Below are 23,575 nucleotides of genomic sequence, written 5' to 3'. Positions count from 1 at the left end.
TACACTGCTTATACAGCCGTAACCTGTTCTAAGTGTATAATAGGTCCGTTAGTGCCTAAACCCATGACTTCGCCGCAATAGGCGGCACAATCAGCGCAGCGAAAGCGGGTTGTACAGTGCCCAAGCCCAGTGCTAGAGCATGGATTTTACTTTTAATTTGTAGGTGTTTTTATTGTTTACTGACTTATCGTTTGCAGAAGGATTTACCAAAGTGGATGCTGAGCTGGATGTGATTTATGTGCCAACTGATGAACTGGTCGTTGAGGCCATGCTAAAAATGGCCGATGTCACTGCCAGCGATATTCTTTACGATTTAGGTTGTGGCGATGGGCGCATTGTTGTTGCTGCCGCCATGGAGCGTGGTGCTCATGCAGTGGGGGTGGATATGGATCCACGCCGCATTGCAGAAGCCAATAACTTGGCAGAAATGGTCAACGTTGAAGACCGTGTGCAGTTTATTCAAGACGATTTGCTCACGGTGGATTTCAGTGATGCCACTGTAGTTACTTTATATTTGTTGCCGTCGCTGAACGTTAAGCTGAAAGCCCGTATTTTAACTGAGCTCAAGCCCGGCGCTCGAATTATTGCTCATGCCTTTAATATGGGCCGCTGGCAGCCGGATGCTAAGCGCGCCATGGGCGGCGTGTATTTGTATAAGTGGGTGGTGCCAGCGCCGCTGCAAGGGACTTGGGAGTGGCTCACTGACAGCGGCAAGGTTTACCGTGTGGCCTTGGAGCAAACCTTTCAAATGCTCAGCGGTCAGGCTTGGATTGATGATGAGCAGGTGGAGTTGCTTGAGGCTAAGGTATTGGGTACACGCGTGCGCTTAGTGATCCAAGCGGCAGTGACCGATGAGCCTGAAGTATTTATTTCCAGCTATCAAGAGGGTGTGTTGTTGCCAGCTATTGATAGCAAGCAAGTTTCCGCAGGCGTGCGTAGAACGGTATAAGTTGTTCTGCATTGGCTCAAAGTAACAACACAGCCTAGGGGGATCGATATCGATACCCGCAGCTGTGTTGTGAATGACTAGCGGCAAAGCATCTGCGGCTAGGGTTAGCGTTATTTGCTGGCCTTGCTAGAAAGTGGCGCAATGCCCACCTGAGGGTGCTTGGCCAGAGCCGATGGCAATAATCGGTGCTTCTAAACGTAAGTTGACCGGCTGTGCACTGTGCCAATCCCAAACAAAGAAGCCGACTAACAGTGTCCAAAACACTAGGATGCGTAATTTACTCATTTTAGAATCCAAAATAACGGCGAATACGAACACCGATCAATGAGCCTAAAAAGGCCATGACCACCCAGATCCAACCGTGAACACTGCCAGTGGAAATACCACTGACCATTGCCCCGACGTTACAACCGAAGGCTAAGCGTGAGCTGTAGCCCAGTAAGAAGCCGGCAATAATACCCACCACCCACTGTTTGCCACTGAGCTTATTGGCTTTACCGGTTTTATTGCGGGAGAAAATCCATAGCGCACCGGCCAAAATACCAATGTTGGTAATCGACGTGAGGTCTAAAAATACCGACTGCTGCAATGCTGTGGCGTTAACCGGTTGACTCCAAAAAGCATTGGCTGCTGGATCAAACAAATGTCCTGCTTGGGCAATTTTTGCGGCCCATAAGCCAAAACCGTAGACCACGCCCCAAGGTTGGCCGGCAATCACTAGGTTAAGCACCGCCAGCAGCGCAATTAGCACAGCACCAATCAATAAGGTTTTGTTAAACAGGCTACGTGATACTGAGCTGGTTTTCGACCACCACCATGCGCCAAGGGCAAAAATGATTAAACCTAAATAGGTTAAGCCCATTGCAGCGCTTAAGCCCACTTCTTCAACGAGGCCCACAGGTTGCACATGGCCGAGTTCCAGCCACCAGCCAAGGTTGACTGAGCCCAAGAAGCTGCCTAAAGCAAAGACTGGCAGAATAGCCATATTCAAGGGAATGCCTAAACCGGCTTTATATAAAGTACCAGAACCGCAACCATCGGCAATTTGCATGGCCCCGCCAAACACTAAAGCGCCAACCAGTAAGCTAATACTGGGTGGTCCTAAGGCTGCGCTTAATTCGCTGGGGAAGCTGGCCAATAACGGCATGGAAAAGGCCGCCGCCACAGCCAATAAGAACAGCTGAGCAAAAACGCCACTGGCATCACGACGCTCAATTAAATCACGCCAGCCCGTGGTGAAGCCAAAGCGCGCTCCGGCCAGGACCGCACCTAAGCCGATACCCACTAAAAACAATAGGCTCTGTCGGATCGATACAAACCAGAATAAAAAGACTGTAAAAGCTACAAATACAGTAGTTAACGCCAGACGATTTTTCATTTTAGTCATTCACCAGCTTAGAGAACTTCGCTTTAATTTGTTCGAGACGGCTTGGCGTGTTGGCCATGGGGAGACTGGCTTTATCTTGTGTCCACTCGGCCAGTGAAGCAGGGTAGAGGCGCACATTGTCGACACCGGCCAGTTCCGATAGTACGAACCAGTTAGTGGCGGCCCAGTGGCCAGTATTGCAGAACGACACTGTTTCTTGCGCTTGATCTAAGCCTTGGCTGCGGACCAACTGTTTAATTTCCGCCACAGGACGAATGCGGGTGTCATTGTCATTAAACCACTGCCCAAAGGGTGTGTTTTGTGCGCTGGCGATAGTGCCACCTGTGCTGGCAGTGGGTGCTTTAGCTTTGCCCTGATAAAAAATCGGTGGGCGCGCATCCAATAATTGGTAGGTGGCGTCTTGCTGGGTGATTTTTTCTAAGAGTTCATCTTTGAAAATCACCAGTTTGGGATTGCTTTGCACAGTGACTTGGCTGCCTTGTACCGGCGTGCTCTGGGTTACGATTGTTTGCTCAGCCTGCTGCCACTGCTGAAAACCACCATTGAGCACACTTAAATCAGTTAAGCCCAAATATTTTAGCGTCCAGTACACCCGCGCTGCAGCACCAAAGTCAGTCTCGTCAGCACCGCTGGAATACACAATGATCGGCTGCTGCTGCGTAAGGCCCAGTTCGCGCACCAGTTGCTCAAAGTAGGCGTCATCGCCTAGTTTTCCTGGGTTATCTGCAGGGCCGCGCCACTTGCCATAAGGTGCAGACACGGCGTTAGGGATATGCCCTGCAGCGTAGTCTTCGGGACTGCGGATATCGATAATTTGCAATGCTGGGTTGTTACTTAATGCAACCGCTAACTCTGGTGCTTCGAGCAGAGGCTGATAACTGGCCGCTTGTGCATTAGTAAAAACCAAGCACAAAAAAAACGCCAAGCTGGCGTAAAAACCTTTCATAACAATGACTCCTTAATTTATGCGCTTATGATCGCACAACAGGCCTTTATGCAGAAGTAATGAATTGCTATATGGTTATATATAATTGCTTTTTTATAACTGATTTGCTGGTTGGTGGATTGGCAGAATAGCCAGTGTTAAAACAGGTGGGGAGTGATTGAGGGAGGACTAAGCAGTGCCAGGTTGCCAGATACAGTAAGCAAAGCCTGCACACCAGTGTGAGGTGCGCAGGCCGTTACCGCGTTTAGTTGTTTTCCGCGAGGAAGAACCATGTATCCAGTACTGAGTCTGGATTGAGGGAAACGCTTTCGATGCCTTGTTCCATTAACCAGCGGGCAAGGTCGGGGTGATCCGATGGGCCTTGACCACAAATGCCAATGTATTTGTTGGCTTTAATGCATGCTTGAATCGCCATGGATAGCAGTTTTTTAACCGCAGGGTCACGCTCGTCAAACAGGTGTGCAATCACTCCTGAGTCACGGTCCAGGCCTAAGGTCAGCTGCGTCATGTCATTAGAACCGATGGAGAAGCCATCGAAGTGCTCAAGGAACTCATCGGCCAGTAGGGCGTTAGAGGGCAGTTCGCACATCATAATCAAACGTAAGCCGTTTTCGCCACGCTTGAGGCCGTACTCACCAAGCAGATCAACCACTTGCGCTGCCTCATTAACAGTGCGCACGAAGGGCACCATTAACTCAACGTTAGTTAAGCCCATCACATCACGGACACGTTTCATTGCACGGCATTCCAGCTCGAAACAGTCGCGGAATGATTCGCTGATATAACGTGAAGCACCACGGAAGCCCAGCATGGGGTTTTCTTCAGTGGGCTCGTAGAGCTTGCCGCCGATGAGGTTGGCGTACTCGTTGGACTTAAAGTCAGACAAACGCACAATGACTTTTTTCGGCCAGAAAGCCGCAGCCAGGGTACTGACCCCTTCCACCAGCTTGTCCACGTAGAAATCAACTGGGCTGGCATAGCCTGCAGTGCGCTTATCAATGCTGTCTTTCAGGTCCGTAGGTAGGCTGTCGTAGTTGAGCAGTGCTTTAGGGTGCACACCAATCATACGGTTAATAATGAACTCAAGACGGGCTAAGCCAATCCCTTCGTTGGGCAGTTGAGCAAAGTCAAAAGCACGGTCTGGGTTACCCACGTTCATCATAATTTTGAACTGCAGATCAGGCATGGCTTCAACGGAGTTGGTGCGGATATCAAAGTTCAACTCGCCTTCGAAGACATAACCGGTATCACCTTCAGCACAAGAGACAGTGACACCTTGGCCGTCTTTGAGCAATGCAGTGGCGTTACCACAACCAACCACTGCTGGAATACCTAACTCACGGGCAATAATTGCCGCGTGACAGGTACGGCCACCACGGTTAGTGACAATGGCGCTGGCGCGTTTCATCACCGGCTCCCAGTCTGGGTCGGTCATGTCCGAAACCAGTACATCACCGGGCTGAACTTTATCCATTTCCGACGCGTCACTGATAACGCGGACAGGGCCTGAACCAATGCGTTGGCCAATGGCGCGGCCTTCGACAAGAATAGTGCCTTGTTCTTTGAGTAAGTAACGCTCCATCACATTGAGGTTGCTACGGCTTTTGACTGTTTCCGGGCGTGCTTGAACAATATACAGCTTGCCGTCATCCCCATCTTTGGCCCACTCAATATCCATTGGGCAGCCATAGTGTTTTTCGATGATCACTGCTTGTTGAGCAAGGTTGCTGACTTCATCATCAGTTAAGCAAAAACGCGTGCGCTCAGCAGGGTCAACATCAACAGTATTGATGGATTTACCGGCGCTGGCATCGCTGCCGTAGACCATTTTCAGCGCTTTGCTGCCCAAGTTGCGGCGCAAAATAGCGGGGCGACCGGCTGCTAAGGTTTGTTTGTGAACATAAAACTCGTCGGGGTTGACGGCACCCTGAACCACAGTTTCACCGAGGCCATAGGCGCCAGTGATGAATACTACATCACGGAAACCCGACTCAGTATCCAGGCTGAACATCACCCCTGCAGTTGCAGTTTCGGAGCGCACCATGCGCTGTACACCGACAGATAAGGCCACTTCACGGTGGTCAAAGCCTTGGTGGACGCGATAAGAAATAGCGCGGTCATTAAATAGTGAGGCAAACACTTCTTTGGCTGCGTGAATCACATTATCCACACCGCGAATATTTAAGAAGGTTTCTTGTTGGCCAGCAAAGGAGGCGTCAGGTAAGTCTTCAGCGGTCGCTGAAGAGCGTACGGCAACCGCCATATTGTCGTTACCATTGGCCATCTGCGCAAAGGCGGTACGGATATCACGATCCAGTTGCTCGGGAAAATCAGCCTCTAAAATCCATTGACGGATTTGCGTGCCAGCTTTGGCTAGTGCATTGACATCATTAGCATCTAAAGCATCCAGTAAGTCGTGGATACGTGCATCTAGATTGTTGACATCAATAAAATCACGGTAAGCTTGGGCGGTTGTGGCAAAGCCACCCGGTACTGACACACCAGCGCCGGCAAGGTTACTGATCATTTCGCCTAGGGAGGCGTTTTTGCCCCCTACACGCTCAACATCATGGTTACCGAGCTTATCGAGGGAAACTACGTACTCAACCAAGGTGATCTCTCCACGTCTGTATTGAAAAGGCTAGTGTAATCTATTGGCCTTATTTGGGGAAAATGGGTCACAATGTCACCCGACAACATGTCTGGCAAAAAGTCAGCCTATAATAACCGAGAAATGTTCACGACTTAAGGCTTTTGGCAATTATGAAACGTACAGCTTTTTTTATTTCTGATGGAACAGGTATTACTGCCGAAACGCTTGGGCAGAGTTTATTGGCACAATTCGATAATATCGCTTTCCGCCGTTTAACTCGACCTTATATCGATAGCGTCGAAAAAGCACAGACCATGGTACAGCAAATTAATGAGGTTGCGGCAAGCGAACAGATGCGACCCATTGTCTTTGATACTATCGTCAATGCAGAAATTCGCGATATATTATCCACGGCAAATGCTTTTAAAGTGGATATTTTTTCCAGCTTTCTGGCGCCGCTCGAAGAAGAACTGAACGACCGCTCATCGTACTCGGTAGGCAAATCCCATTCAATTACTCACAGTGCCAACTATATGGAGCGCATCGAGGCAGTGCATTTTGCTCTCGATAATGATGATGGTGGCCGGACCCGTCATTACGACAGTGCTGACATTATTTTGGTGGGTGTCTCGCGTTGCGGTAAAACCCCAACTTGTCTGTATATGGCGATGCAGTATGGGATTCGTGCTGCCAACTACCCATTAACTGAAGATGATATGGAGCATTTGCAGTTGCCATCGTCTTTAAGCAAATACAAAGACAAGCTGTTTGGCTTAACCATTGACGCTGATCGTTTGGCGGCGATTCGCAATGAGCGTAAGCCCAATAGCCGCTATGCCAGCTACGCACAGTGTGAGTTTGAAGTGCGTGAAGTAGAAAACTTATTTCAGCGGGAAAATATTAAGTTTATTAATACGACACATTTTTCAGTGGAAGAAATTTCAGCGAAAATATTGGTCGAGAAAGGGATTGAGCGCCGTTTTAAATAAAAGCAGTGGGCTTGGTCGGTTGAATTTATTTGCCGTTAATAAAAAAAGGCTGTCAGCAAATCTATTGCGTACAGCCTTTTTTATTGCCATAAGCTCTGTTTAATGGTGCTTTTTAAGCAAACTCGTCCCAGCCGCCCATTTCTTTCCAGCGGTTAACGATGCCAAAAAACAGCTCAGCAGTTTTTTCCGTATCGTAGCGGGCGTTGTGGGCTTCACGGGTGTCGAAGTCAATTGCCGCCGCTTCGCAGGCTTTGGCCAGCACGGTTTGTCCATACGCCAAGCCACCTAAGGTTGCGGTGTCGAAGCTGGAAAAAGGGTGGAAAGGATTGCGCTTAATGCCGCAGCGCTGTACTGCCGCATTTAAAAAGCCCAAATCAAAGTGACTGTTATGGCCCACTAAAATAGCGCGCTTACAGCCGCTGGCTTTTAATGACTTGCGTACACTTTTGAAAATCTCGCCCAGTGCGCGCTCTTCGCTGACAGCCATGCGCAAGGGGTGATCCAGTTTTATACCGGTAAAATCCAGTGCTGCCTGCTCAATGTTGGCGCCGGCAAAGGGCTCTACACGGTAAAATAAAGTGTGCTCTGCATACAGCAGGCCTTCATCATCCATGGCTGGAATAACTGCTGCAATTTCCAATAACGCATCGGTAGCGCTATTAAAGCCACCGGTTTCGACATCAATAACGACAGGTAAATAACCACGAAAGCGCCGTGCCATCGGAGTTTTTAAGCCGTTGTTGTTTTTTTCTTGACCGTTGTTGGCGTTTTCCGGGAAATCGTATTCGTAATCTTCAATGCTATTGCTCATGCTTGAGCTCCTAATACACGCCAATTTAAAGTTTCACCGGCACGTAATGGGATCAGCTCTTGCTCAGCAAAGGCGAAAGAATCCGGCACAGTCCAGGGTTCGCGCAACAAGGTGATGCTGTCTTGGTTGCGCGGCAAGCCGTAGAAATCGGCACCAAAGTGGCTGGCAAAGCCTTCCAGTTTATCCAGTGCTTGTCGCTGTTCAAAAGCTTCTGCGTACAATTCAATAGCCGCATAAGCGGTATAGCAACCGGCACAGCCACAGGCGATTTCTTTGGCATTTTGCGCATGGGGTGCTGAGTCAGTGCCCAAGAAAAACTTACTGGAGCCGCTGGTGGCTGCATCTAGAAGCGCTTCTTGGTGGGTGTTGCGCTTTAATATCGGTAAGCAATAAAAGTGCGGACGAATACCGCCGGCCAGCATGTGGTTGCGGTTATAGAGCAGGTGGTGTGCAGTAATAGTGGCTGCGACATTGGCACTGGCCGAACTGACAAATTCGGCAGCATCGGCAGTGGTGATATGCTCGAGGACCACTTTTAAGTTTGGGAAACGCGCCACTAGATCAATCAGCTGCTCATCAATAAAACGCTTTTCTCGATCAAAAATATCCACATCGGCGTGAGTCACTTCGCCGTGCACTAATAATGGCATACCCACTGCGCTCATAGCTTCAAGGGCGGGGTAAATGGCTTCTAACTGAGTGACGCCATAATCTGAGTTGGTCGTAGCACCTGCAGGGTAAAGCTTGGCAGCATGGACAAAACCGCTTGCTTTTGCCGCTTTAATATCTTGCGCGCTGGTCTTGTCTGTGAGGTACAGCACCATCAGAGGCTCAAAATCGCTCTGCGCTGGGCGGGCGGCTAAAATACGCTCACGGTATTGATCGGCTTCGGCTGTATTGCGTACGGGCGGTACAAGGTTGGGCATAATAATTGCGCGGGCAAAAGTGCGTCCCGCGTCGGCAACAGTACGTTGTAAAGCCGCGCCATCGCGTAAATGAATATGCCAATCGTCGGGTCGTAGCAAGGTAAGACGGTCAATCATGAAGGTTTCCAGTCGGTCAATTTACGTTCAATTTAAATACAATAGCTGGAATGCTACCGTAAAAGCGCGGTGCGGGCATCTGCTTTAAAGTTTTCTTAACTCTGACCGATAACCCTCTATAAGCATTTAGGTGACGGGAGAGCGCAATGCGCTTGAGTATTTTTTCTTTTTTAGCCAGTGTGTTGGCCACCCCCGCGTTGGCGCTGACTTTCCAAACGCCTCTGGAGCATGTTGAGTGGACTGTGGAGGGCGATCGCTTTGAGTGCCGTTTAGCGCAGCCGGTCAAAGGTTTTGGTCAGGGTGAGTTTGTGCGTCGTGCCGGCGAAGATCCTATTTTTAAGTTGCAAGCGCAAGAAGCTTGGCTCAGTCGTGGTTCTGCAACCTTGATGGCCGCCGCAGCACCGTGGCGGGTTAACCAAACTGATATTCATCTGGGGATTGTCTTGGTCGCGCAAACCGGTAATTCCATGCAGGCCTCGCAGCAACAAGCGGGACGATTGTTGTCGGCGTTATTAGAAGGGCGCGGGCCATTGATTCGCCACCGTACCGGGCAGGGTGATGCGCTTGAAGTGCGGATTTTACCCGTCCATTTCAGTGATGCGTATCAGCGTTATTTAACCTGCACTGCAGGTTTATTACCGTATAATTTTGAGCAGCTTAAGCAAACTCGAATTGCTTTTAAAGATACCAATATGGTGCTCAGTGAGTCTGCGCAAGGGCGCTTACAAGCGATTGTTGATTATTTAAAAGAAGACCCTACAGTGAATCAAATTGAGCTTGATGGTCACTCTGACAGCTGGGGAAATCGCCTCAGTAACCGAGAAATCTCACGGCGACGGGCCTTAACCGTCAAAGAGTTTTTTGTCGCTCAAGGTGTTCCCGAAGAGCAAATTGTGGTGCGTTTTCATGGCGAGCGCTATCCACTAAAGCCCAATACTAGCGCCGCTAATCGAGCCCTGAATCGACGGGTTAACGTGGTCTTGTCGCGAGTGCCGGAAAGCACGCTCAGTGCCAAGAATGATACGAGCACAGATTAGACACGGAGCTTTAGTTTTTAGCAAAGTGGTCTTTAGTCAGTTTAATCACTACTGGGCTCAGTACCAGCAAGGACACTAGGTTCGGTAAAGCCATAAAGCCGTTTAAGGTGTCGGCCAAAAGCCAAACCATATCCAGTTGCGCTATTGCCCCTAAAGGCACAGCAGCCACCCAAATTAGACGGAAAGGTAAAATGGCGCGGCCACCAAACAGAAACTCCCAACAGCGCTCGCCATAGTAACTCCAGCCTAAAATAGTGGTGAAAGCAAAGACCACCAGCGCGATGGTTAGCAGGTAATGGCCAACCCCAGGCATCGCCGCTTCAAAGGCTGCAGAGGATAACGCCGCGCCACTGAGGCCATTGCTCCATACCCCTGAGCAAATAATGGCTAGGCCAGTCATGGTGCAAACAATCAGGGTGTCGATAAAGGTGCCCATCATCCCCACCAGCCCAGACACCACTGGATCATCGCTAGTGCCTGCTGCTTGTGCAATCCCTGCGCTACCTAAGCCGGCTTCGTTAGAGAAAATCCCACGGGCCACACCAAAGCGCAGCGCGGCAATCATCGCTGCGCCGGCAAAACCACCTACTGCGGCATGGCCATTAAAGGCTGAGTCAAAAATCAATACAAAGGCTGCGGGAATCGCTTGGTAGTGGGTAATCAGTACAAACAGCGCGGCCAGTACATAGGCTAAACACATAAACGGGACTAAGGTTTGTGCCACTGCTCCAATGCGTTGAATGCCGCCTAAAATAACCAGCCCCACTAAAAACATGATACTTAAACCACTAACCCAGGCAGGTACAGCAAAGGACACAGCAAGACTGCTGGCCATACTATTGACCTGCACCATGTTGCCAATTCCAAAGCTGGCAAGACCACCAAAAATCGCAAAGCAAGCACCCAGCCAAGCCCAGCGATGACCTAAACCGTTTTTGATGGCATACATCGGGCCACCAACAAAGTGATTGCTGCTGTTTTTCTCACGAAAGTGCACTGCCAGTACGACTTCACAGTATTTGGTTGCCATACCCACAAGCGCTGTGCACCACATCCAAAACAGTGCGCCGGGACCGCCCAGTACAATTGCCGTAGCCACCCCAGCAATATTACCGGTGCCGACAGTGGCCGCTAGAGTGGTCATCAGTGCGGCAAAAGGGCTGATATCACCAGTGCTGGCATCACCTTTGGCGCGGCCGCTCCAGATCTCTTGAAAGCCGCGCTTAATATTGCGCAAGGGCATAAATTTTAACGACAGCATTAAGAAAATACCGCTGCCTAAAATAGCAATCAGCATGGGGATACCCCATACCAGATCATTGATGGCTGTAATGATGTTGCTGATTGTGGGCATAAGAGGGCTTAAGTAAGGCTGGGGTAAGGATAAGCTGAGCAGCTAGGCACAACAGAATATTTAATAATCTACCGTGGCAGGATTATTTTAAGGTGATGATAATAAAGCGATGCGCTAGGCAAATAAAGCAATTGTGTGTAGTTTATTGTTTGGCTAAGTGTTTAGCCGTGTTGTTGCGCTACACTGTATCGGTAAATAATAGGATGGGTAAAACAATGAAAAAAATTATAACACTATTGGCTCTCTTATCACCCCTTGCTGTGCAAGCTTTTCCATTTGACGTAGAAAAAGAACTGAACGGCACTGAAATTAATATTCAAACCCTTGATTTGGGTGACAATACCGCTTCGGTAACACTGACCAACTACGGTGAAGTTGATACAATTTGTCGGGTACGCTTTCGAAATGGCCCTGAAGTTCCACGGGTGCGCCAGGCAACCTTGGCTGCGGGTGAAACTGCAAACTTAGTGGTCACTTTCAGCAGTATGGTGATTCGCATGCGTGTGAATGTGGATTGCAAACAGAATATTTAATTTAACCCAGGCTCAGCTGAGCGTTGAGTAAAGGTAAGCAGGATATGGCGGCAATAGTTGAACCCTTCTGGAAGCGTAAAACCCTTGCAGAGCTTAATCAGGAAGAGTGGGAGTCATTGTGTGATGGCTGTGGTTTATGCTGTCTGCAAAAACTCGAAGATGAAGCGGATAATGGTATTTACTACACTAATGTTGCTTGCCAGCTGTTGGATTTAGATACCGCGCGCTGCAGTAATTATCCAGAGCGTCAAACTATTGTGCCAGACTGCATTCAGCTGACGCCTGGTCACGCCGATGCTTATCGCTGGTTACCGACGACCTGTGCTTACCGCCTAGTCTCGGAAGGTAAAGACCTGTTGTATTGGCATCATTTGGTATGTGGTAATGCTGATGCCGTCCATACGGAAAAGATTTCCCGTTTAGGGCGCATGGTCAGTGAGCTTGAGGTGGCACCGGAAGATTGGGAAGAACACCTGATTTTTAGAACAGGTTAAGCAGTACAGTCATCAAGCCTAAGCGGTTTCTCTAAGTGTCTGTCGCGCGCTGCAGGTTTGCACCAACTGTGTATGCTCAAACTAGCGCTTCAGGCTGGTACTGTTTTCAGTAGCGGTTTGCGGCTGGCACTTTGGCTGTTCAATAAACTGCAAAGTGGCCTTTCTCAACTCAGGGAAGGCGAACGACATAATATGCGGGCCTTGAGAATCTAGCCAGCACAGTTGTTGAGCGGGGTAGGCTTGCTGCCATGCGCTGTGAAGTTTTTTACCCTGCGCATATGGAATGATGCTGTCTGTGGGGCTGTGCATGATCAGCACCGGTAAATCGATTTTGTCTATATGTTTGCTTGAGTCCCACTGATTGGGAATAAACACTGTGAAAGGCCACACCAGCCAACCTAAGAGGTTACCGCTGAGGCTACTGCGGGCGGCAGAGCCAATAGCTGTTAATGGTGCATCTAAAATCAACGCTTTGATGTGTTGCTGAGCTGGCGCTTGTGCAGCGAAATTAATGGCCAGTACTGTGCCAATACTTTGCCCAAGGACGATTAGATCTTTGTCTGGGTATTCGTTTTTCATCCATGCCGCTGCGGCTGTAAGGTCTTCCAGCATATCTGGCAACAAAGCTCGCCCTTGTGAGGCACCAAAGCCGCGATAATCCAGCGAGAGTACGCTAACCCCGCTTTTAGCGAGCCAGTAAATGCTATGGCTATGGCTGGAAATGTTTTCAGCATTGCCGTGTAAATACAACACCATATTATTTGAGTCTGGGGTGCTGCCCTGCGCAGGTATCCACCATGCATGCAGCTGGGTACCGTCAGCAGCAGTTAACCAAACATCTTGATAGTCGAGTCCCGCGTCAGCAGGGGTGGAAATTAAAGTCTTTTGTGGATAGAAAAATAAAGTTGAGAGAGACGTGCAGCCGCTTAGCGCTAAAACGCAGAGACAGGCGATGGCCTTAGACAAAACAGCCCAGGGCAGCGTTAAATTGCGAGCATTGCCTGTTTTAGTAATACCAATTGAGAGCAAGTCCCACCTCATGCTGTTCGCTAGTGTGTTGATTGCGCTTAAAGTGCTGACTCTTGGCTTCTAACTTTACTTGAGCGTTGGTGGCTAGTCTCCAGCCCAAGTTGGCTTTGATTTCTGTGCGTTTGGTTTTATCCAGCCAGCTTAAACCTTGCCAGTTGCCTTCGAGTTGCGCTTGGATTTTCTGTCCTTGCCATAACCAGCCTAGACGCGGGCCAAGGCTCAATTGGGCGCCCTTATGAAACTGATTATCTGCCATTAACTGCGCTTGTGCTAAGCCATAAAAACGTCCAGCGGAGGTTAACCACGCTTTACCAAAGCCAGTATGTAAATAGCCGTAAAGTTCTGCATCTGCACCAATAAAACGATCTAAGCCGCCGCTTACTGACCAGGCAATGGGTTGTTGAAAGTAGGTTTGCTGGCTGAGTGATAAAATATCGACCAGTTGAAATTGCTGCACTCTAACTGCACCACCATCCCATAGCCGCAAACTTAAGTGTCCCATTTGGATTTGTGAACCGGGCACAAAACCTTGCGGCGGATCCATCACATCATGAAAAGCAGCACGGTAACTTAGATCAATAAAGCCTAAGTGATCGGGACGGGAGTGACTACGCGTATCAGAAAGGGTAGTGCCGCCTTTTACCTGCAGGCGCTGACTTAAATGCCCTTGATCGTCGCGATAATCTGGACGTGGTGTCTCGGCAAAACCTGCACTCTTAGAGTGCTTAGCCCGTGCAGATAAAATCTCGATGGTGCGCCGGCGCAATTGCGGGTTGGCTTTTCTTTTTTGCACAGCTAAGTAGCGCGCATAGGCATAAGCAAGCTCTAAGGCCTGTATTTTTTCTTGCTCGCTCAGTTCGCCTATGGGAACTTGCACATCTGTAGAGTGTTCGACCAGCTGACGCGCTGCTTGTAAAACTGCTGGGGAGACTTGCTGGCTTTTGTATTCCATCTCGCTGGCAGCAGACGGGCGGTACTCAGTATCGTCCACTAAGCCACGCTTTTGTAGCGCACGAATGGTATCCACGGGCATGGCGGTGAAAGTAAAGTCATCGGTGACATCAATGCGCTCGGAGCTGGCGTCTAATAAAGCTAAGAGACGGTATGAGCAGTTTTCATCAAAGAAAAAATAATCAAAAAAAGTATCTTTGGTTTCCCAAGTGTGGCGGACAAATTGCTCAGCTTCTTCTTTGTTGAGATTGAGCTTATATTCCCAAATGTCACGGTATTCCATATGCGAGTATTCATTGGTTTTCGCATAATAAGGCAGAACCGATACGACGCCTGGGTAACCACCGGTTAAACCTTTCCAAGAAAACATCAGCTCATTGTCATCGGGGTCGGCATTGGCGGCAAAGTTCACGCTGTGCGCAAGCAGCTTATTGCTCGTGGGGTCTTTTTTATCGAGGCGAATAAGGGTGTGGCCATACATCGAGGAGGGCGAGTTGATGTGTGAGGCTGGAAAGATGAGGGTGAGGTATTCAGCGTCGAGTTGCTGGCGCCATTGCGCAAACTCCGAGCAGGGTTGATCAATAAAATTGAGGTCAGGTAGTTGCTGTTTGAGCCAATGGTAACGCGCAGGGAATTGGCATTGCGCAGACCTATTGTCAGCTAAGTCAGTGCTTAGAAATGCTTGCAAGTCAGCTTGCAACTCGTCTACAAGTGAGCTTTTGCCATTTTTAGCTAAGAAGAAGTTAGGGCTGTCGTTCTGACTGATATAACGCCCGGAAAAAGGGTGCTGGCGGTAATGCAGTAGGTGCGCCCACTGTTTACTTTTGGCTAAGGACTCGAGTTGCTCAGGTGCAGGTAAATTGGCGTTTTGCGCGCTTGCAGCGTAAGAAAAAAACAAACAGCTAGCAATTAAAGACCTAGCTATCATGCTAATAACCTTTATGTTGATAGTAAAAGAAGCCCGCCAAAGCGGGCTTTAAATACATAAGGAAGAATTAGCCTAAGTATTTCTGTAGCTCTGCATCGGTTGCCATTACTGCGGTCATGGCTTCAAATGCTGTCGATGAGGTTGCATCAGCGCTAAATACTGCGTCGAAGTTGGACTGCATAGCACGGTTAAATGCTGCTTTATCTGCCGCTTCAACACCCATCACTTCAGCCAGAGCTGCTAAAGTTTCACCTTGACCGGTAGCTGCATCCGCAGCCAGTTGGTCCATGTTTTCATCCATAAAAACTTGTGCTGATTTTAACGGGCCGTTAGCAGACTCGCAGCCTAAAGTGCCAGAAGTCATACCGAAGGTTTGGTTACCTGAAGTACCGTTAGTTGTTGCTGCCATTACATGCTGATACCACTTGTTAGCATCAGGGAAAACGACTGTTGAACCCAGTCCGCAGCCTGCTGGACCATTCGCGTTAGCCAAAGCAAAACTGGATGCGGAAGCTAAGATTACACCTGCAATAATTTTTTTCATGGGAAATTTCCTTAGATCACCAAACTATTAATTTTTATTACTTATTTGCCACCTCAACAGTGACGGTTCACGGTAAGCTTGTTAACCGGTGGTGTCTAGTATCCAAAGTGTTAATTTGCTGGAAAAGAGAAGCACAGCATAATTTTGTTTTGTTAGGCTGTGCTAACTGAGAAAACTCAGTCTATGCATAGAGGATAAAAGTCTATTGCGGGTCTTGTTTTTTCAGTAAATCTGCCAACCCAGCTAAGCCTTTAAAGGTTTGTTGTGGGCTTTTTTGCCCAGCCAGTTCTTCTTTTTGGTAATGCAGATCGACTTGGCGCTGGTGTTCGTTATCGTGGCAGTACAAGCAGAGTAGCTCCCAGTTCGAACCGTCTGCTGGGTTGTTATCATGGTTGTGATCGCGATGGTGCACGGTCAACTCGCTAAGGCCTTTGCCGCTAAATTCACGGCTGCAGCGGCCACAAAAGTGCGGGTACATTTTTAACGCTTTGTGGCGATAACCGCTTTCACGCTCTTGGTAGGATTGAGCGAGTATTTTATCGAGTTTACTGGTGCTCATTGGATCGGCCCTTGGCAAATCTGGCTAAGAGGGGCGTTGACTGCAAAAAGCTTGGCGCGAATATCAGTAACACCGCTGGCAGTGAGGCGCGCGCTGTGCATCGCGAGGTAGTTCTGCGCTGATTGTTCATCGCTAAACAGGTAAATTCCACCGGCTTCTTGGGTGCTAGGGTTTTCAGTCCAAATTTTCCAAATCAAGCCTGGCTCTTCAATGATTGACTCCGCCAATGCCTGCATGGCTTGGTGCATCTCCTCAGCAAAAGGGCCAACAAAAGGAAAATCAATTTGCAGTATAGTTTGCATTGCCAAGCTCCATTAATATGTACACGAATAATAGAGCTTCGCAGACTAATGCTCAAGGTGCTAACACAGTGCTTAGCTGGATGCTGGAGTGGCTTCCTTGCCAAGACTTTCAATGGTTCGCCAGAGCCAACTGGGTAAGTCATCGGAGTCGAGGCTGTCGATCATGTTTTTTACCGCTAAGCCGAGCTCGGTATCACCATCAATTTGTAAACGCCGCCGAAAAAACAAGGTATCTGGGTCTTCTTGACGACTGGCTAACAGTAAGAACTCACGCCAGTTACCGCTAATGGTCACCTCAACCGGTGCGTGCTCTTGAATCAACAGCCGATTGCTGTTGGGTGCCTTGCTTAAGCACCAGGATAAATTCAAGTCCTTGACCTCTAGGCGCATCCAGCGCTGCTCCAGTATGTCAAATAAGCCATCTTGCATAGCCTCAGCAAACACCTGATTTAAACTGCGCTGCAGTGTTAGGCGTTGGAAGAAAAAAGGCACATGGCTGGCAAAGGGTAAAACCTTGTCACCCACTGAAAGTAAAAAAGGTGCTGCGCGACCTAACATAGTCCAACCTCCTCAACGCTGACCATGCCGGGACGGCCATGCCAGTAACCATTACAGCCTTGTACAGCTAAGGGGGCGTGTTCGCCGCGGCGCACTTTGTCCCAAGCGGCAATAACATCAGTCATACCTTGGGCGCGGGGGCTTAAACGGGCGATATCGACACCCGCGGCTTGCAGGGAGGGGAAGTCTGCCAATAAATTATTGACTTCTGCCGACATGGTTTGAATGCCGTTAATGGTAAACAGTGCTTGGCCTTCTTGGCTTAATAGTGGAATGCCTTCTGCATACTTAATACAGCACAGTTCGCAATCATCTTTAGGGCGGTTTTCTGAGCGGGCGGTAAAGCAGCGAGCAGAGTAGGCTAGCGGTAAATGACCGTAAGCAAACACTTCAACCTCTGGGCGCAGGATTTTCAGCTGATCCAGTTGCGTCAAGGCAGAAAAAATAATCTGTGCAGAACTTTCCACCGGCGGCGACCAGCGCAACATCCCGGCTTCGATAAACTCAGCCAGAGTATGGCCGCTATAAATATTTAAGGCTGGGCCGCCGACAAACGGTAGTTTATTTTCGCTTAAGTAATGTACGGCGGACATGTCGTTCGCTTCCACTAAAAATTCGCCGTTAGCACAAAGGCGTTTCAAGCTGGATAGCTCTGAGGCGGCCTCCACTAAAGTGAGACCTGAAAGCACAATTTGCGCCTGGGTTTGTTGCTGCATTTCTCGGCCTAAGCCAAGCCAGTCATCTAACGAAAATGAGCGGCGTTTAGAGCAGACGGTTTCACCTAAGTAAATAATATCCAGCGGCTGCTCAGCCATCTCCGCATAAAACTGCATAAGCGTATCCCGCTGCCAAAAAAACAGCACAGGACCTAAAGCAAGCTTCATCATAATAGTTACACCTATTGCCATGCGCGGTGGTAGGCGCCGAGAGTGGTTTGGCTGCCTTCTGACAGCCCAGCTAATGTTTGTCGCCAAATTGGCTCAACTTGGTAGCGCTCAGGAGCTCGGCGGTGACTGTCTAGAGCAGCGCGCCACACTTGAGTAACTTGCTCAACGTAGGCAGGGCTACGCTGACGGCCTTCAATCTTGACGGCGCTAACGCCAATTTTGGCTAGCTCCGGAATGAGATCCATGGTGTCGAGGCTGGTGGGTTCTTCAAGGGCATGAAAGCGTTGGCCATTGACCATAAAGCGTCCTTTACACAGGGTGGGGTAGCCAGCAGATTCACCTTCGCTGTAGCGGTCAATCAGCACATTGTTGAGGCGCGAAGTGAGTTCGCCTTCTTCGTTACTCCAGCGCACGTCTTTGGCCGGTGAGCAAACGCCGCACAGGTTTGGCGATTCACCGGTTAGATAGGAAGATAGATGGCAACGTCCTTCAGCCATAATGCAAAGGCTGCCAAAGGCAAAGACCTCAATGGGAACAGGGCTTTGGCTGGCCACTTGCTTGACTTGAGCCAGCGACAGCACCCGCGGTAATACCGCACGCTGAATGTTGTAGCGGTCTTGATAAAAAGCTAAAGCGGCAGCATTGGTGGCTGAGCCTTGGACAGATAAATGCAGATTGAGCTGTGGGTGCTGTTTGCTGGCGTAAGCTAAAACACCAGGGTCGGCGGCAATTAAAGCGTTAACACCTAAATCTGCGGCTTGATCTACAGCGCGTTGCCAGCGCTGCCAGCTCTCCGACTGAGCGTAGGTATTAACCGCGATATAAACATGTTTGTTGTGTTGTTGGGCGTAAGCAATACCGCTTTCTAGCTGTTTATCGTTGAAGTTTAATCCAGCAAAATGGCGGGCGTTGGTGTCATCGCGAAAGCCAACATAGACTGCATCGGCGCCTTGGCGCACCGCAGCTTTAAGGGCAGGCAGACTGCCTGCAGGACAAACCAATTGCATGTGAGCTCCTAATTTTAGGTATGGATGCAGAAGGTGGCAGATCCATGTTTAACTCATGCAATCTAAGCAGATTAGCGGCTGTAGGCCTTGACTGGGGTCAATTGCGCTGGGGAAGAGTGGCGCTGTGGTGCTGGGTTTGCGTACTGTGCAATAAAACTATTGTTGGGGTTAGAGAGCTGCATAAGCGGGTGCTTGTGCAGCATAAAAAAATAACACCCCCGCACTGCTGGCGGGGGTGTGGGGGCTTAGCCTTGCAGCATCAGTGTTGCTGCTTCCATGGAGGCTGAGAGGTCTTCATCATCACTGATGCGACTTTGTACATCGAGGCCGAGCTGAGCAAAAGCATGCACATGGCTCCAATCAACTTGGCCCAATGGGTGCTCGCTGTCCGCATAGCTTTGCAGGGTTGCCACTTGCACAATATCAACGTAATCCACTGCACTCGATTGGCGATTAAAGTCCAGATAATTACTCGGCACAATGGCGATTTGCTCGGGAAAGTCCCACGCGCGTAAAATCCGCTCACCAATAATAGGGTGAATGCGATCAATAATGTGATTGAGGCTGATTGAGTCTTTGAGGAGCGCATTGCTCTCCTCAGCGTAAGTTAGGATCGGTAACACGCCAATTTGATGAACCAAGCCCGCGAGGGTGGCTTGGTCAGGCATTAGGCGAGTGAAGTGGCGACAGAGGACGTGACAAATGCCCGCAACCTCGGTGCTTTTGTTCCATACATCACGCATTTTACGATCAATCACATCAGTGGTGGCTTGGAACATTTGCTCCATCGCCAAGCCTGTAGCCAAGTTCGAGGTGTAGTTAATACCTAAGCGGCTGACGGCCATATTTAAATCAGTGATTTCCTTGCTGGTGCGCAATAGCGGACTGTTTACCACTTTGATTAAGCGCGCAGTTAAAGCAGCATCATTGCCGATCACCTTGCTCAGTTCAGCGATGCCCACATTGGGGTCCTCAGCGGCTTCGCGTACGCGCAATGCGACTTCGGGAAGAGTCGGGAGGACCAAATCGTCATTTTCAATTGCTTCAAGCAGCTCGTTTTGAACTGTTTCTGCCAGTGTGCTCATGCACGTGTTCCTTTAAATTGCGTAAATGTTTAGCGTAAAATTTCGCGTTGAGTGTCCAGCGAATACGGCAACTCCAGTTGCTCTAGAAGTGTTTTTTCATCACTTTCTAAATAAATGCGGCCATCACTGACTGCGTCATCTAAAGCGGTTGCCAGTAACTCAACACCATAATCACTGCGGGCAGCGCTCACTACTTCACCAACCGCACTGGAGTGCACTGGTGACATGAGTGGAGTGCCAATGGCAGGAACTTCAGTGCTAGTCAGTTGAAAACGGTACATGTGGCGCTTGAGTTTGCCCAGGTACTGCATGCGCGCAACGATTTCTTGGCCGGTGTAGCAGCCTTTTTTGAAACTGACTGCATCTAAAGCCGGAAGGTTGAGCATTTGCGGAATAAACTGTTCGCGGTTAGCTGGGGTCACATGGCCGATACCGCTGCGTATTTCACCCAGTAACCACGCATTGAGTGGTGCTTCTGGGAGCAAATTGAGTAAGCGTTTACGGGTGCAAGGGCCTTCATCGGCGTGTACCCAAAGCTCAGTCAATTCAGCAGAGACGCGCACGGCGATCATTTGGTTGTGATGCACGGTACTGTTGATTTCGCTGGGCAAGTCAATGCCCAAAGCGCTCAATGCTGCATCACCTTGGTATAGCCCAAAACGGGCCCAGAGCGCGCTATCATCGCTAAGCTTTGATTTAGAGAAAATAGCGTACTTTTGCATTTCCTCCAATTGCGCGGCTAGGATTTCGTGGTCCATGGCTAATAAATAGCCGTCATTTTCTAAAAGCACCCGAAAACTTGATAACATGCGCCCTTTGGGGGTGCAGCGCGCGCCTAGGCTACTGCGCTCATCGCTAACGTAGGCAAGGTTGCAGGTAACTTGTCCTTGTAAAAATTTTTTAGCGTCTGCGCCGCGTACGGCTAAAACGCCTTCGTGAGTTAAAGGGGTAAAACTTGCACAATCGGTCATGACTGTCTCGCTTGTGAATAATCTTTGCGTCTATCATAGAGGGCTAAAGACAACTTGTCAGCGTATGTCACTGGGTTAAATCTGTCTTATACTGAAATTACAAACTTTTGGAGTGTGTCATGTCTGTGGAAATTGAAGTGAAGCGTCTCTATTGGCACAGTCGTAGAGGTATGTGGGAGCTGGATCAGTTGTTAGTGCCTTTTGTTGAAGAGCAGTATTTGAAGCTCGATGCCGCTGATCGTGAGCGCTATCGCTTGCTGCTGGATTGCGAAGATCAAGATATTTTCGGTTGGTGCATGCGCCGTGCTGAGCCGGATAATGCTGATTTAAAACGCATTGTTGAGCTGGTTTTGGATCATGCTAAGCCTAAATAGGCTTGAGAGTCGTTGGTTTTGGCAGCCTTCTTTAAGGCTGTCATACATTGTTATTGCGTTGCATAGCTTGGCTGCTGTGGCAGTGTGGTTGGCGGCTGTGCCAGGATTATTAAAACTGCTCTTACTTAGCTTGCTTTGTGGGCAAGTGGGTTGGCAGCTTTACTGCTTGTGCTTTCGACAGCAACCTGCACGCCGCCAAGGTGTGCGTCATACTGCGCAGGGCTGGCAAGTTTGGCAGCCGCAACATGGCTGGCGCGCAGTACAGTTGCGGGCAGACAGTATGGCGCTACCAAGCCTAGTGCTGCTGCGTTATAGGTATGCCCATCAGTGGTTTTACCGCAGCGCGCTGATTGCTGCAGACAGCTTAGAGCAGCAAAGTCATCGGCGCTTACGGGTGCGGTTGAAGTTCAGTCGTCAACGTTGGCAGGCTGTAAAATAGTATCTTTGGCTTGCGCGCTCAAGTCTGGGTAGTCGAGGGTGTAATGTAGACCGCGACTTTCTTTGCGCAGCATCGCTGAACGAATCATCAGTTGCGCGACCAAGGCAAGATTACGCAGCTCAATTAAATCGCGGCTGACCCTATAGTTACTATAAAACTCATCAATTTCATCTAACAGTAAATGCACGCGGTGCTGAGCCCGCAGCAAGCGTTTATTGGTGCGTACTATGCCAACGTAGTCCCACATAAAGCGTCTTAACTCATCCCAGTTGTGGGCGATAATCACATCTTCGTCGGAGTCAGTGACTAGGCTGGCATCCCAGTGCGGTAAAGGCTCGGGGGCGCTGACTTGGGCATCTTGCTGGGCAATATCAGCCGCAGCAGAGCGCGCATAAACAAAGCATTCCAATAACGAATTGCTGGCCATACGGTTGGCGCCATGCAGACCGGTAAAGCTGGTTTCGCCAATGGCGTAGAGGTTGCTGATATCAGTGTGCCCATGTTGATCTACCGCCACGCCGCCACAGGTGTAGTGTGCGGCGGGGACAACAGGGATGGCTTCTTGAGTGATATCAATGCCGAAAGTTAAGCAGCGCTCATAAACAGTGGGGAAGTGTTCTTTGATGAATTGAGCGGGTTTATGGCTGATATCTAAGTACACACATTCCGCACCGAGACGCTTCATTTCATGGTCAATGGCGCGTGCGACAATATCTCTGGGGGCCAGTTCGGCTCTGCGATCAAAGCGCTGCATAAAACGTTCGCCATTGGGCAGTTTTAGCAAGGCGCCTTCGCCGCGTAACGCTTCGGTAATAAGAAAGTTTTTCGCTTGCGGGTGGTATAAACAGGTGGGGTGGAATTGGTTAAATTCTAAGTTGCCGACACTGCAACCTGCGCGCCAAGCCATGGCAATGCCGTCACCGCAGGCACTGTCGGGGTTGCTGGTATATAAGTACACTTTAGCCGCGCCACCGGTGGCCAGTACGGTAAAGCGCGCTGCATAGGTGTCTACCTCGTTGCTCTGGGTATTTAATACATAGGCACCAAGGCAAGCCTTGCCGTCACGTCCAAGCTTGTGGCTGGTGATTAAATCAACGGCCACTTGTTGTTCAAGCAGTTGGATATTGCTGCGTTGCCGTGCCTGAGCTAATAAAGTAGTAAAAATAGCAGCGCCAGTGGCATCCGCAGCATGAATAATGCGGCGATGACTGTGGCCACCTTCGCGGGTGAGGTGATAATCAAAATGCGCTTCAGCAGCGCTGTGATCGTCATTGCGGGTAAAAGGCACGCCTTGTGCGATAAGCCAGTCAATGGCGCTGCGACTGTTTTCTACGGTGAAACGCACCGCACCTTCATTGCATAAACCGGCGCCGGCTATCAAGGTGTCTTGTACGTGGGATTCAACCGTATCACTATCATCAAGCACACCAGCAACGCCGCCCTGAGCCCAGAAAGTCGAGCCGCTCGCCAGATCGCCTTTGCTCAGCACCGCAATTTTTAGGTGTGATGGCAGAGTTAGGGCGGTGGTTAAACCTGCTGCGCCGCTGCCGATAATGAGAACGTCATAGGAGTAAGATTGGCTCATGGGTTGCATCCGCGATGAAAGACACCTTGCAGTATAACGCTGGATTGCGCGGTAAAATACTCACAACGTACGGGAACTTTTGCGAAATTTTGCGGTTCAATAGTAATTAGATCATTAAACAACGCACAAAGAGTCGGGAAGGCGTTAAAGTAGGGTGGGTGCAGCGCTCAACTGTGATGGGTCTTTTTTACGACACCAGCTGGGCTGCTGAAGATGTTTA

The 23,575-nt window shown here is 49.5% G+C and carries 25 protein-coding genes; 7 read left to right on the top strand and 18 right to left on the bottom strand.

The window, feature by feature from the left end; genetic code table 11:
* The first annotated feature begins 172 nt into the window (after positions 1-172).
* Complete coding sequence (locus O6P33_RS10020; RefSeq protein ID WP_269817640.1) at positions 173-949, top strand: class I SAM-dependent methyltransferase; 777 nt, start codon at positions 173-175, stop codon at positions 947-949.
* Positions 950-1,075: 126 nt separating this feature from the next.
* Here O6P33_RS10020 and O6P33_RS10015 read toward each other — a convergent pair whose 3' ends face one another.
* The 4 genes from O6P33_RS10015 to ppsA all read right to left on the bottom strand — a co-directional run bounded on the left by O6P33_RS10015 (position 1,076) and on the right by ppsA (position 5,893).
* Positions 1,076-1,234 carry a hypothetical protein gene (locus O6P33_RS10015; protein ID WP_269817639.1) on the bottom strand — a complete coding sequence of 53 codons (159 nt, stop codon included), beginning with the start codon at positions 1,232-1,234 and terminating at the stop codon, positions 1,076-1,078.
* 1 nt (position 1,235) lies between these two features.
* Positions 1,236-2,327, bottom strand: coding sequence for a YeeE/YedE family protein (locus O6P33_RS10010; protein WP_269817638.1), 1,092 nt, complete (start codon positions 2,325-2,327; stop codon positions 1,236-1,238).
* A 1-nt stretch (position 2,328) separates the two neighbouring features.
* Complete coding sequence (locus O6P33_RS10005; RefSeq protein ID WP_269817637.1) at positions 2,329-3,282, bottom strand: sulfurtransferase; 954 nt, start codon at positions 3,280-3,282, stop codon at positions 2,329-2,331.
* 244 nt (positions 3,283-3,526) lie between these two features.
* Complete coding sequence (gene ppsA / locus O6P33_RS10000; RefSeq protein ID WP_269817636.1) at positions 3,527-5,893, bottom strand: phosphoenolpyruvate synthase; 2,367 nt, start codon at positions 5,891-5,893, stop codon at positions 3,527-3,529.
* A 152-nt stretch (positions 5,894-6,045) separates the two neighbouring features.
* On the opposite strand from ppsA, the gene ppsR reads away from it, so the two are divergent.
* Positions 6,046-6,864 carry a pyruvate, water dikinase regulatory protein gene (gene ppsR / locus O6P33_RS09995; RefSeq protein ID WP_269817635.1) on the top strand — a complete coding sequence of 273 codons (819 nt, stop codon included), beginning with the start codon at positions 6,046-6,048 and terminating at the stop codon, positions 6,862-6,864.
* Positions 6,865-6,976: 112 nt separating this feature from the next.
* On the opposite strand, the gene rnt is transcribed toward ppsR, so the two are convergent.
* Together rnt and pyrC are read right to left on the bottom strand one after the other, a co-directional pair.
* Positions 6,977-7,585, bottom strand: coding sequence for a ribonuclease T (gene rnt / locus O6P33_RS09990; RefSeq protein WP_269819513.1), 609 nt, complete (start codon positions 7,583-7,585; stop codon positions 6,977-6,979).
* Between the two features lie 86 nt (positions 7,586-7,671).
* A complete protein-coding gene (gene pyrC / locus O6P33_RS09985; protein ID WP_269817634.1) occupies positions 7,672-8,718 on the bottom strand; it encodes a dihydroorotase in 1,047 nt (348 codons plus the stop codon).
* Positions 8,719-8,864: 146 nt separating this feature from the next.
* On the opposite strand from pyrC, the gene O6P33_RS09980 reads away from it, so the two are divergent.
* Positions 8,865-9,755 carry a flagellar protein MotY gene (locus tag O6P33_RS09980; RefSeq protein WP_269817633.1) on the top strand — a complete coding sequence of 297 codons (891 nt, stop codon included), beginning with the start codon at positions 8,865-8,867 and terminating at the stop codon, positions 9,753-9,755.
* A 10-nt stretch (positions 9,756-9,765) separates the two neighbouring features.
* On the opposite strand, the gene O6P33_RS09975 is transcribed toward O6P33_RS09980, so the two are convergent.
* Complete coding sequence (locus O6P33_RS09975) at positions 9,766-11,109, bottom strand: alanine/glycine:cation symporter family protein (protein ID WP_269817632.1); 1,344 nt, start codon at positions 11,107-11,109, stop codon at positions 9,766-9,768.
* A gap of 215 nt (positions 11,110-11,324) precedes the next feature.
* Between O6P33_RS09975 and O6P33_RS09970 the strand changes: the two genes are divergently transcribed.
* Positions 11,325-11,642 (top strand): 3-phosphoglycerate kinase, encoded by a 318-nt coding sequence (locus O6P33_RS09970; protein ID WP_269817631.1) that lies wholly within the window; start codon positions 11,325-11,327, stop codon positions 11,640-11,642.
* A 44-nt stretch (positions 11,643-11,686) separates the two neighbouring features.
* Positions 11,687-12,136 (top strand): YcgN family cysteine cluster protein, encoded by a 450-nt coding sequence (locus tag O6P33_RS09965; RefSeq protein ID WP_269817630.1) that lies wholly within the window; start codon positions 11,687-11,689, stop codon positions 12,134-12,136.
* Between the two features lie 81 nt (positions 12,137-12,217).
* Here the strand turns inward: O6P33_RS09965 and O6P33_RS09960 are convergent, their stop codons facing one another.
* The 10 genes from O6P33_RS09960 to O6P33_RS09915 all read right to left on the bottom strand — a co-directional run bounded on the left by O6P33_RS09960 (position 12,218) and on the right by O6P33_RS09915 (position 20,957).
* Entirely contained in the window at positions 12,218-13,102 is an 885-nt protein-coding gene (locus O6P33_RS09960) for an alpha/beta hydrolase (RefSeq protein WP_269817629.1), read from the bottom strand.
* 40 nt (positions 13,103-13,142) lie between these two features.
* The gene (locus tag O6P33_RS09955) at positions 13,143-15,044 is read right to left on the bottom strand and encodes a DUF4105 domain-containing protein (protein WP_269817628.1); all 1,902 of its coding nucleotides are present in this window, start codon (positions 15,042-15,044) and stop codon (positions 13,143-13,145) included.
* A gap of 67 nt (positions 15,045-15,111) precedes the next feature.
* Positions 15,112-15,588: a DUF3015 family protein gene (locus tag O6P33_RS09950; RefSeq protein ID WP_269817627.1), complete on the bottom strand. Its 477-nt coding sequence runs from the start codon at positions 15,586-15,588 to the stop codon at positions 15,112-15,114.
* 202 nt (positions 15,589-15,790) lie between these two features.
* Positions 15,791-16,147, bottom strand: coding sequence for a YajD family HNH nuclease (locus O6P33_RS09945; RefSeq protein ID WP_420094940.1), 357 nt, complete (start codon positions 16,145-16,147; stop codon positions 15,791-15,793).
* Positions 16,144-16,449, bottom strand: a complete 306-nt coding sequence (locus tag O6P33_RS09940) for a monooxygenase (RefSeq protein WP_269817625.1) — start codon at positions 16,447-16,449, stop codon at positions 16,144-16,146. Before O6P33_RS09940 ends, O6P33_RS09945 begins: the two co-directional genes overlap by 4 nt.
* 72 nt (positions 16,450-16,521) lie before the next feature.
* On the bottom strand, positions 16,522-17,007 hold the full coding sequence (ubiT, locus tag O6P33_RS09935; protein ID WP_269817624.1) for a ubiquinone anaerobic biosynthesis accessory factor UbiT: 486 nt from the start codon (positions 17,005-17,007) through the stop codon (positions 16,522-16,524).
* On the bottom strand, positions 17,001-17,891 hold the full coding sequence (locus O6P33_RS09930) for a U32 family peptidase (protein WP_269819512.1): 891 nt from the start codon (positions 17,889-17,891) through the stop codon (positions 17,001-17,003). Before O6P33_RS09930 ends, ubiT begins: the two co-directional genes overlap by 7 nt.
* 14 nt (positions 17,892-17,905) lie before the next feature.
* Positions 17,906-18,901 (bottom strand): ubiquinone anaerobic biosynthesis protein UbiU, encoded by a 996-nt coding sequence (gene ubiU / locus O6P33_RS09925; RefSeq protein WP_269817623.1) that lies wholly within the window; start codon positions 18,899-18,901, stop codon positions 17,906-17,908.
* Positions 18,902-19,146: 245 nt separating this feature from the next.
* Entirely contained in the window at positions 19,147-19,986 is an 840-nt protein-coding gene (locus tag O6P33_RS09920) for an HDOD domain-containing protein (RefSeq protein WP_269817622.1), read from the bottom strand.
* Positions 19,987-20,015: 29 nt separating this feature from the next.
* A complete protein-coding gene (locus O6P33_RS09915) occupies positions 20,016-20,957 on the bottom strand; it encodes a YgfZ/GcvT domain-containing protein (protein WP_269817621.1) in 942 nt (313 codons plus the stop codon).
* Between the two features lie 119 nt (positions 20,958-21,076).
* Here O6P33_RS09915 and O6P33_RS09910 point away from each other — a divergent pair, with 119 nt between their 5' ends.
* Entirely contained in the window at positions 21,077-21,331 is a 255-nt protein-coding gene (locus tag O6P33_RS09910; RefSeq protein WP_269817620.1) for a succinate dehydrogenase assembly factor 2, read from the top strand.
* A complete protein-coding gene (locus O6P33_RS09905) occupies positions 21,315-21,770 on the top strand; it encodes a protein YgfX (RefSeq protein ID WP_332880033.1) in 456 nt (151 codons plus the stop codon). Before O6P33_RS09910 ends, O6P33_RS09905 begins: the two co-directional genes overlap by 17 nt.
* Here O6P33_RS09905 and nadB read toward each other — a convergent pair.
* On the bottom strand, positions 21,739-23,355 hold the full coding sequence (gene nadB, locus O6P33_RS09900; protein WP_269817618.1) for an L-aspartate oxidase: 1,617 nt from the start codon (positions 23,353-23,355) through the stop codon (positions 21,739-21,741). The genes O6P33_RS09905 and nadB overlap by 32 nt on opposite strands.
* Positions 23,356-23,575: the final 220 nt, after the last annotated feature.

It is taken from the genome of Denitrificimonas caeni (assembly GCF_027498055.1).
Classification (GTDB): Bacteria; Pseudomonadota; Gammaproteobacteria; order Pseudomonadales; family Pseudomonadaceae; genus Denitrificimonas.
The sequence above is the reverse complement of the archived record's forward strand: the minus strand, read 5'-3'. Positions and strand labels throughout refer to the sequence as shown.

Excerpts from the sequence above, each read along its gene's own strand:
- O6P33_RS09950 (WP_269817627.1), bottom strand. The coding sequence starts at position 15,588 with ATGAAAAAAATTATTGCAGGTGTAATCTTAGCTTCCGCATCCAGTTTT.
- O6P33_RS09975 (WP_269817632.1), bottom strand. The coding sequence starts at position 11,109 with ATGCCCACAATCAGCAACATCATTACAGCCATCAATGATCTGGTATGG.
- O6P33_RS09955 (WP_269817628.1), bottom strand. The coding sequence starts at position 15,044 with ATGATAGCTAGGTCTTTAATTGCTAGCTGTTTGTTTTTTTCTTACGCT.
- O6P33_RS09970 (WP_269817631.1), top strand. The coding sequence starts at position 11,325 with ATGAAAAAAATTATAACACTATTGGCTCTCTTATCACCCCTTGCTGTG.
- O6P33_RS09915 (WP_269817621.1), bottom strand. The coding sequence starts at position 20,957 with ATGACCGATTGTGCAAGTTTTACCCCTTTAACTCACGAAGGCGTTTTA.
- O6P33_RS09945 (WP_420094940.1), bottom strand. The coding sequence starts at position 16,147 with ATGAGCACCAGTAAACTCGATAAAATACTCGCTCAATCCTACCAAGAG.
- rnt (WP_269819513.1), bottom strand. The coding sequence starts at position 7,585 with ATGGCACGGCGCTTTCGTGGTTATTTACCTGTCGTTATTGATGTCGAA.
- nadB (WP_269817618.1), bottom strand. The coding sequence starts at position 23,355 with ATGAGCCAATCTTACTCCTATGACGTTCTCATTATCGGCAGCGGCGCA.
- O6P33_RS09980 (WP_269817633.1), top strand. The coding sequence starts at position 8,865 with ATGCGCTTGAGTATTTTTTCTTTTTTAGCCAGTGTGTTGGCCACCCCC.
- O6P33_RS09920 (WP_269817622.1), bottom strand. The coding sequence starts at position 19,986 with ATGAGCACACTGGCAGAAACAGTTCAAAACGAGCTGCTTGAAGCAATT.
- O6P33_RS09905 (WP_332880033.1), top strand. The coding sequence starts at position 21,315 with ATGCTAAGCCTAAATAGGCTTGAGAGTCGTTGGTTTTGGCAGCCTTCT.
- ubiU (WP_269817623.1), bottom strand. The coding sequence starts at position 18,901 with ATGCAATTGGTTTGTCCTGCAGGCAGTCTGCCTGCCCTTAAAGCTGCG.
- O6P33_RS10005 (WP_269817637.1), bottom strand. The coding sequence starts at position 3,282 with ATGAAAGGTTTTTACGCCAGCTTGGCGTTTTTTTTGTGCTTGGTTTTT.
- O6P33_RS10015 (WP_269817639.1), bottom strand. The coding sequence starts at position 1,234 with ATGAGTAAATTACGCATCCTAGTGTTTTGGACACTGTTAGTCGGCTTC.
- ubiT (WP_269817624.1), bottom strand. The coding sequence starts at position 17,007 with ATGTTAGGTCGCGCAGCACCTTTTTTACTTTCAGTGGGTGACAAGGTT.
- O6P33_RS09965 (WP_269817630.1), top strand. The coding sequence starts at position 11,687 with ATGGCGGCAATAGTTGAACCCTTCTGGAAGCGTAAAACCCTTGCAGAG.
- O6P33_RS10010 (WP_269817638.1), bottom strand. The coding sequence starts at position 2,327 with ATGAAAAATCGTCTGGCGTTAACTACTGTATTTGTAGCTTTTACAGTC.
- O6P33_RS09940 (WP_269817625.1), bottom strand. The coding sequence starts at position 16,449 with ATGCAAACTATACTGCAAATTGATTTTCCTTTTGTTGGCCCTTTTGCT.
- O6P33_RS09910 (WP_269817620.1), top strand. The coding sequence starts at position 21,077 with ATGTCTGTGGAAATTGAAGTGAAGCGTCTCTATTGGCACAGTCGTAGA.
- ppsR (WP_269817635.1), top strand. The coding sequence starts at position 6,046 with ATGAAACGTACAGCTTTTTTTATTTCTGATGGAACAGGTATTACTGCC.
- O6P33_RS09930 (WP_269819512.1), bottom strand. The coding sequence starts at position 17,891 with ATGAAGCTTGCTTTAGGTCCTGTGCTGTTTTTTTGGCAGCGGGATACG.
- pyrC (WP_269817634.1), bottom strand. The coding sequence starts at position 8,718 with ATGATTGACCGTCTTACCTTGCTACGACCCGACGATTGGCATATTCAT.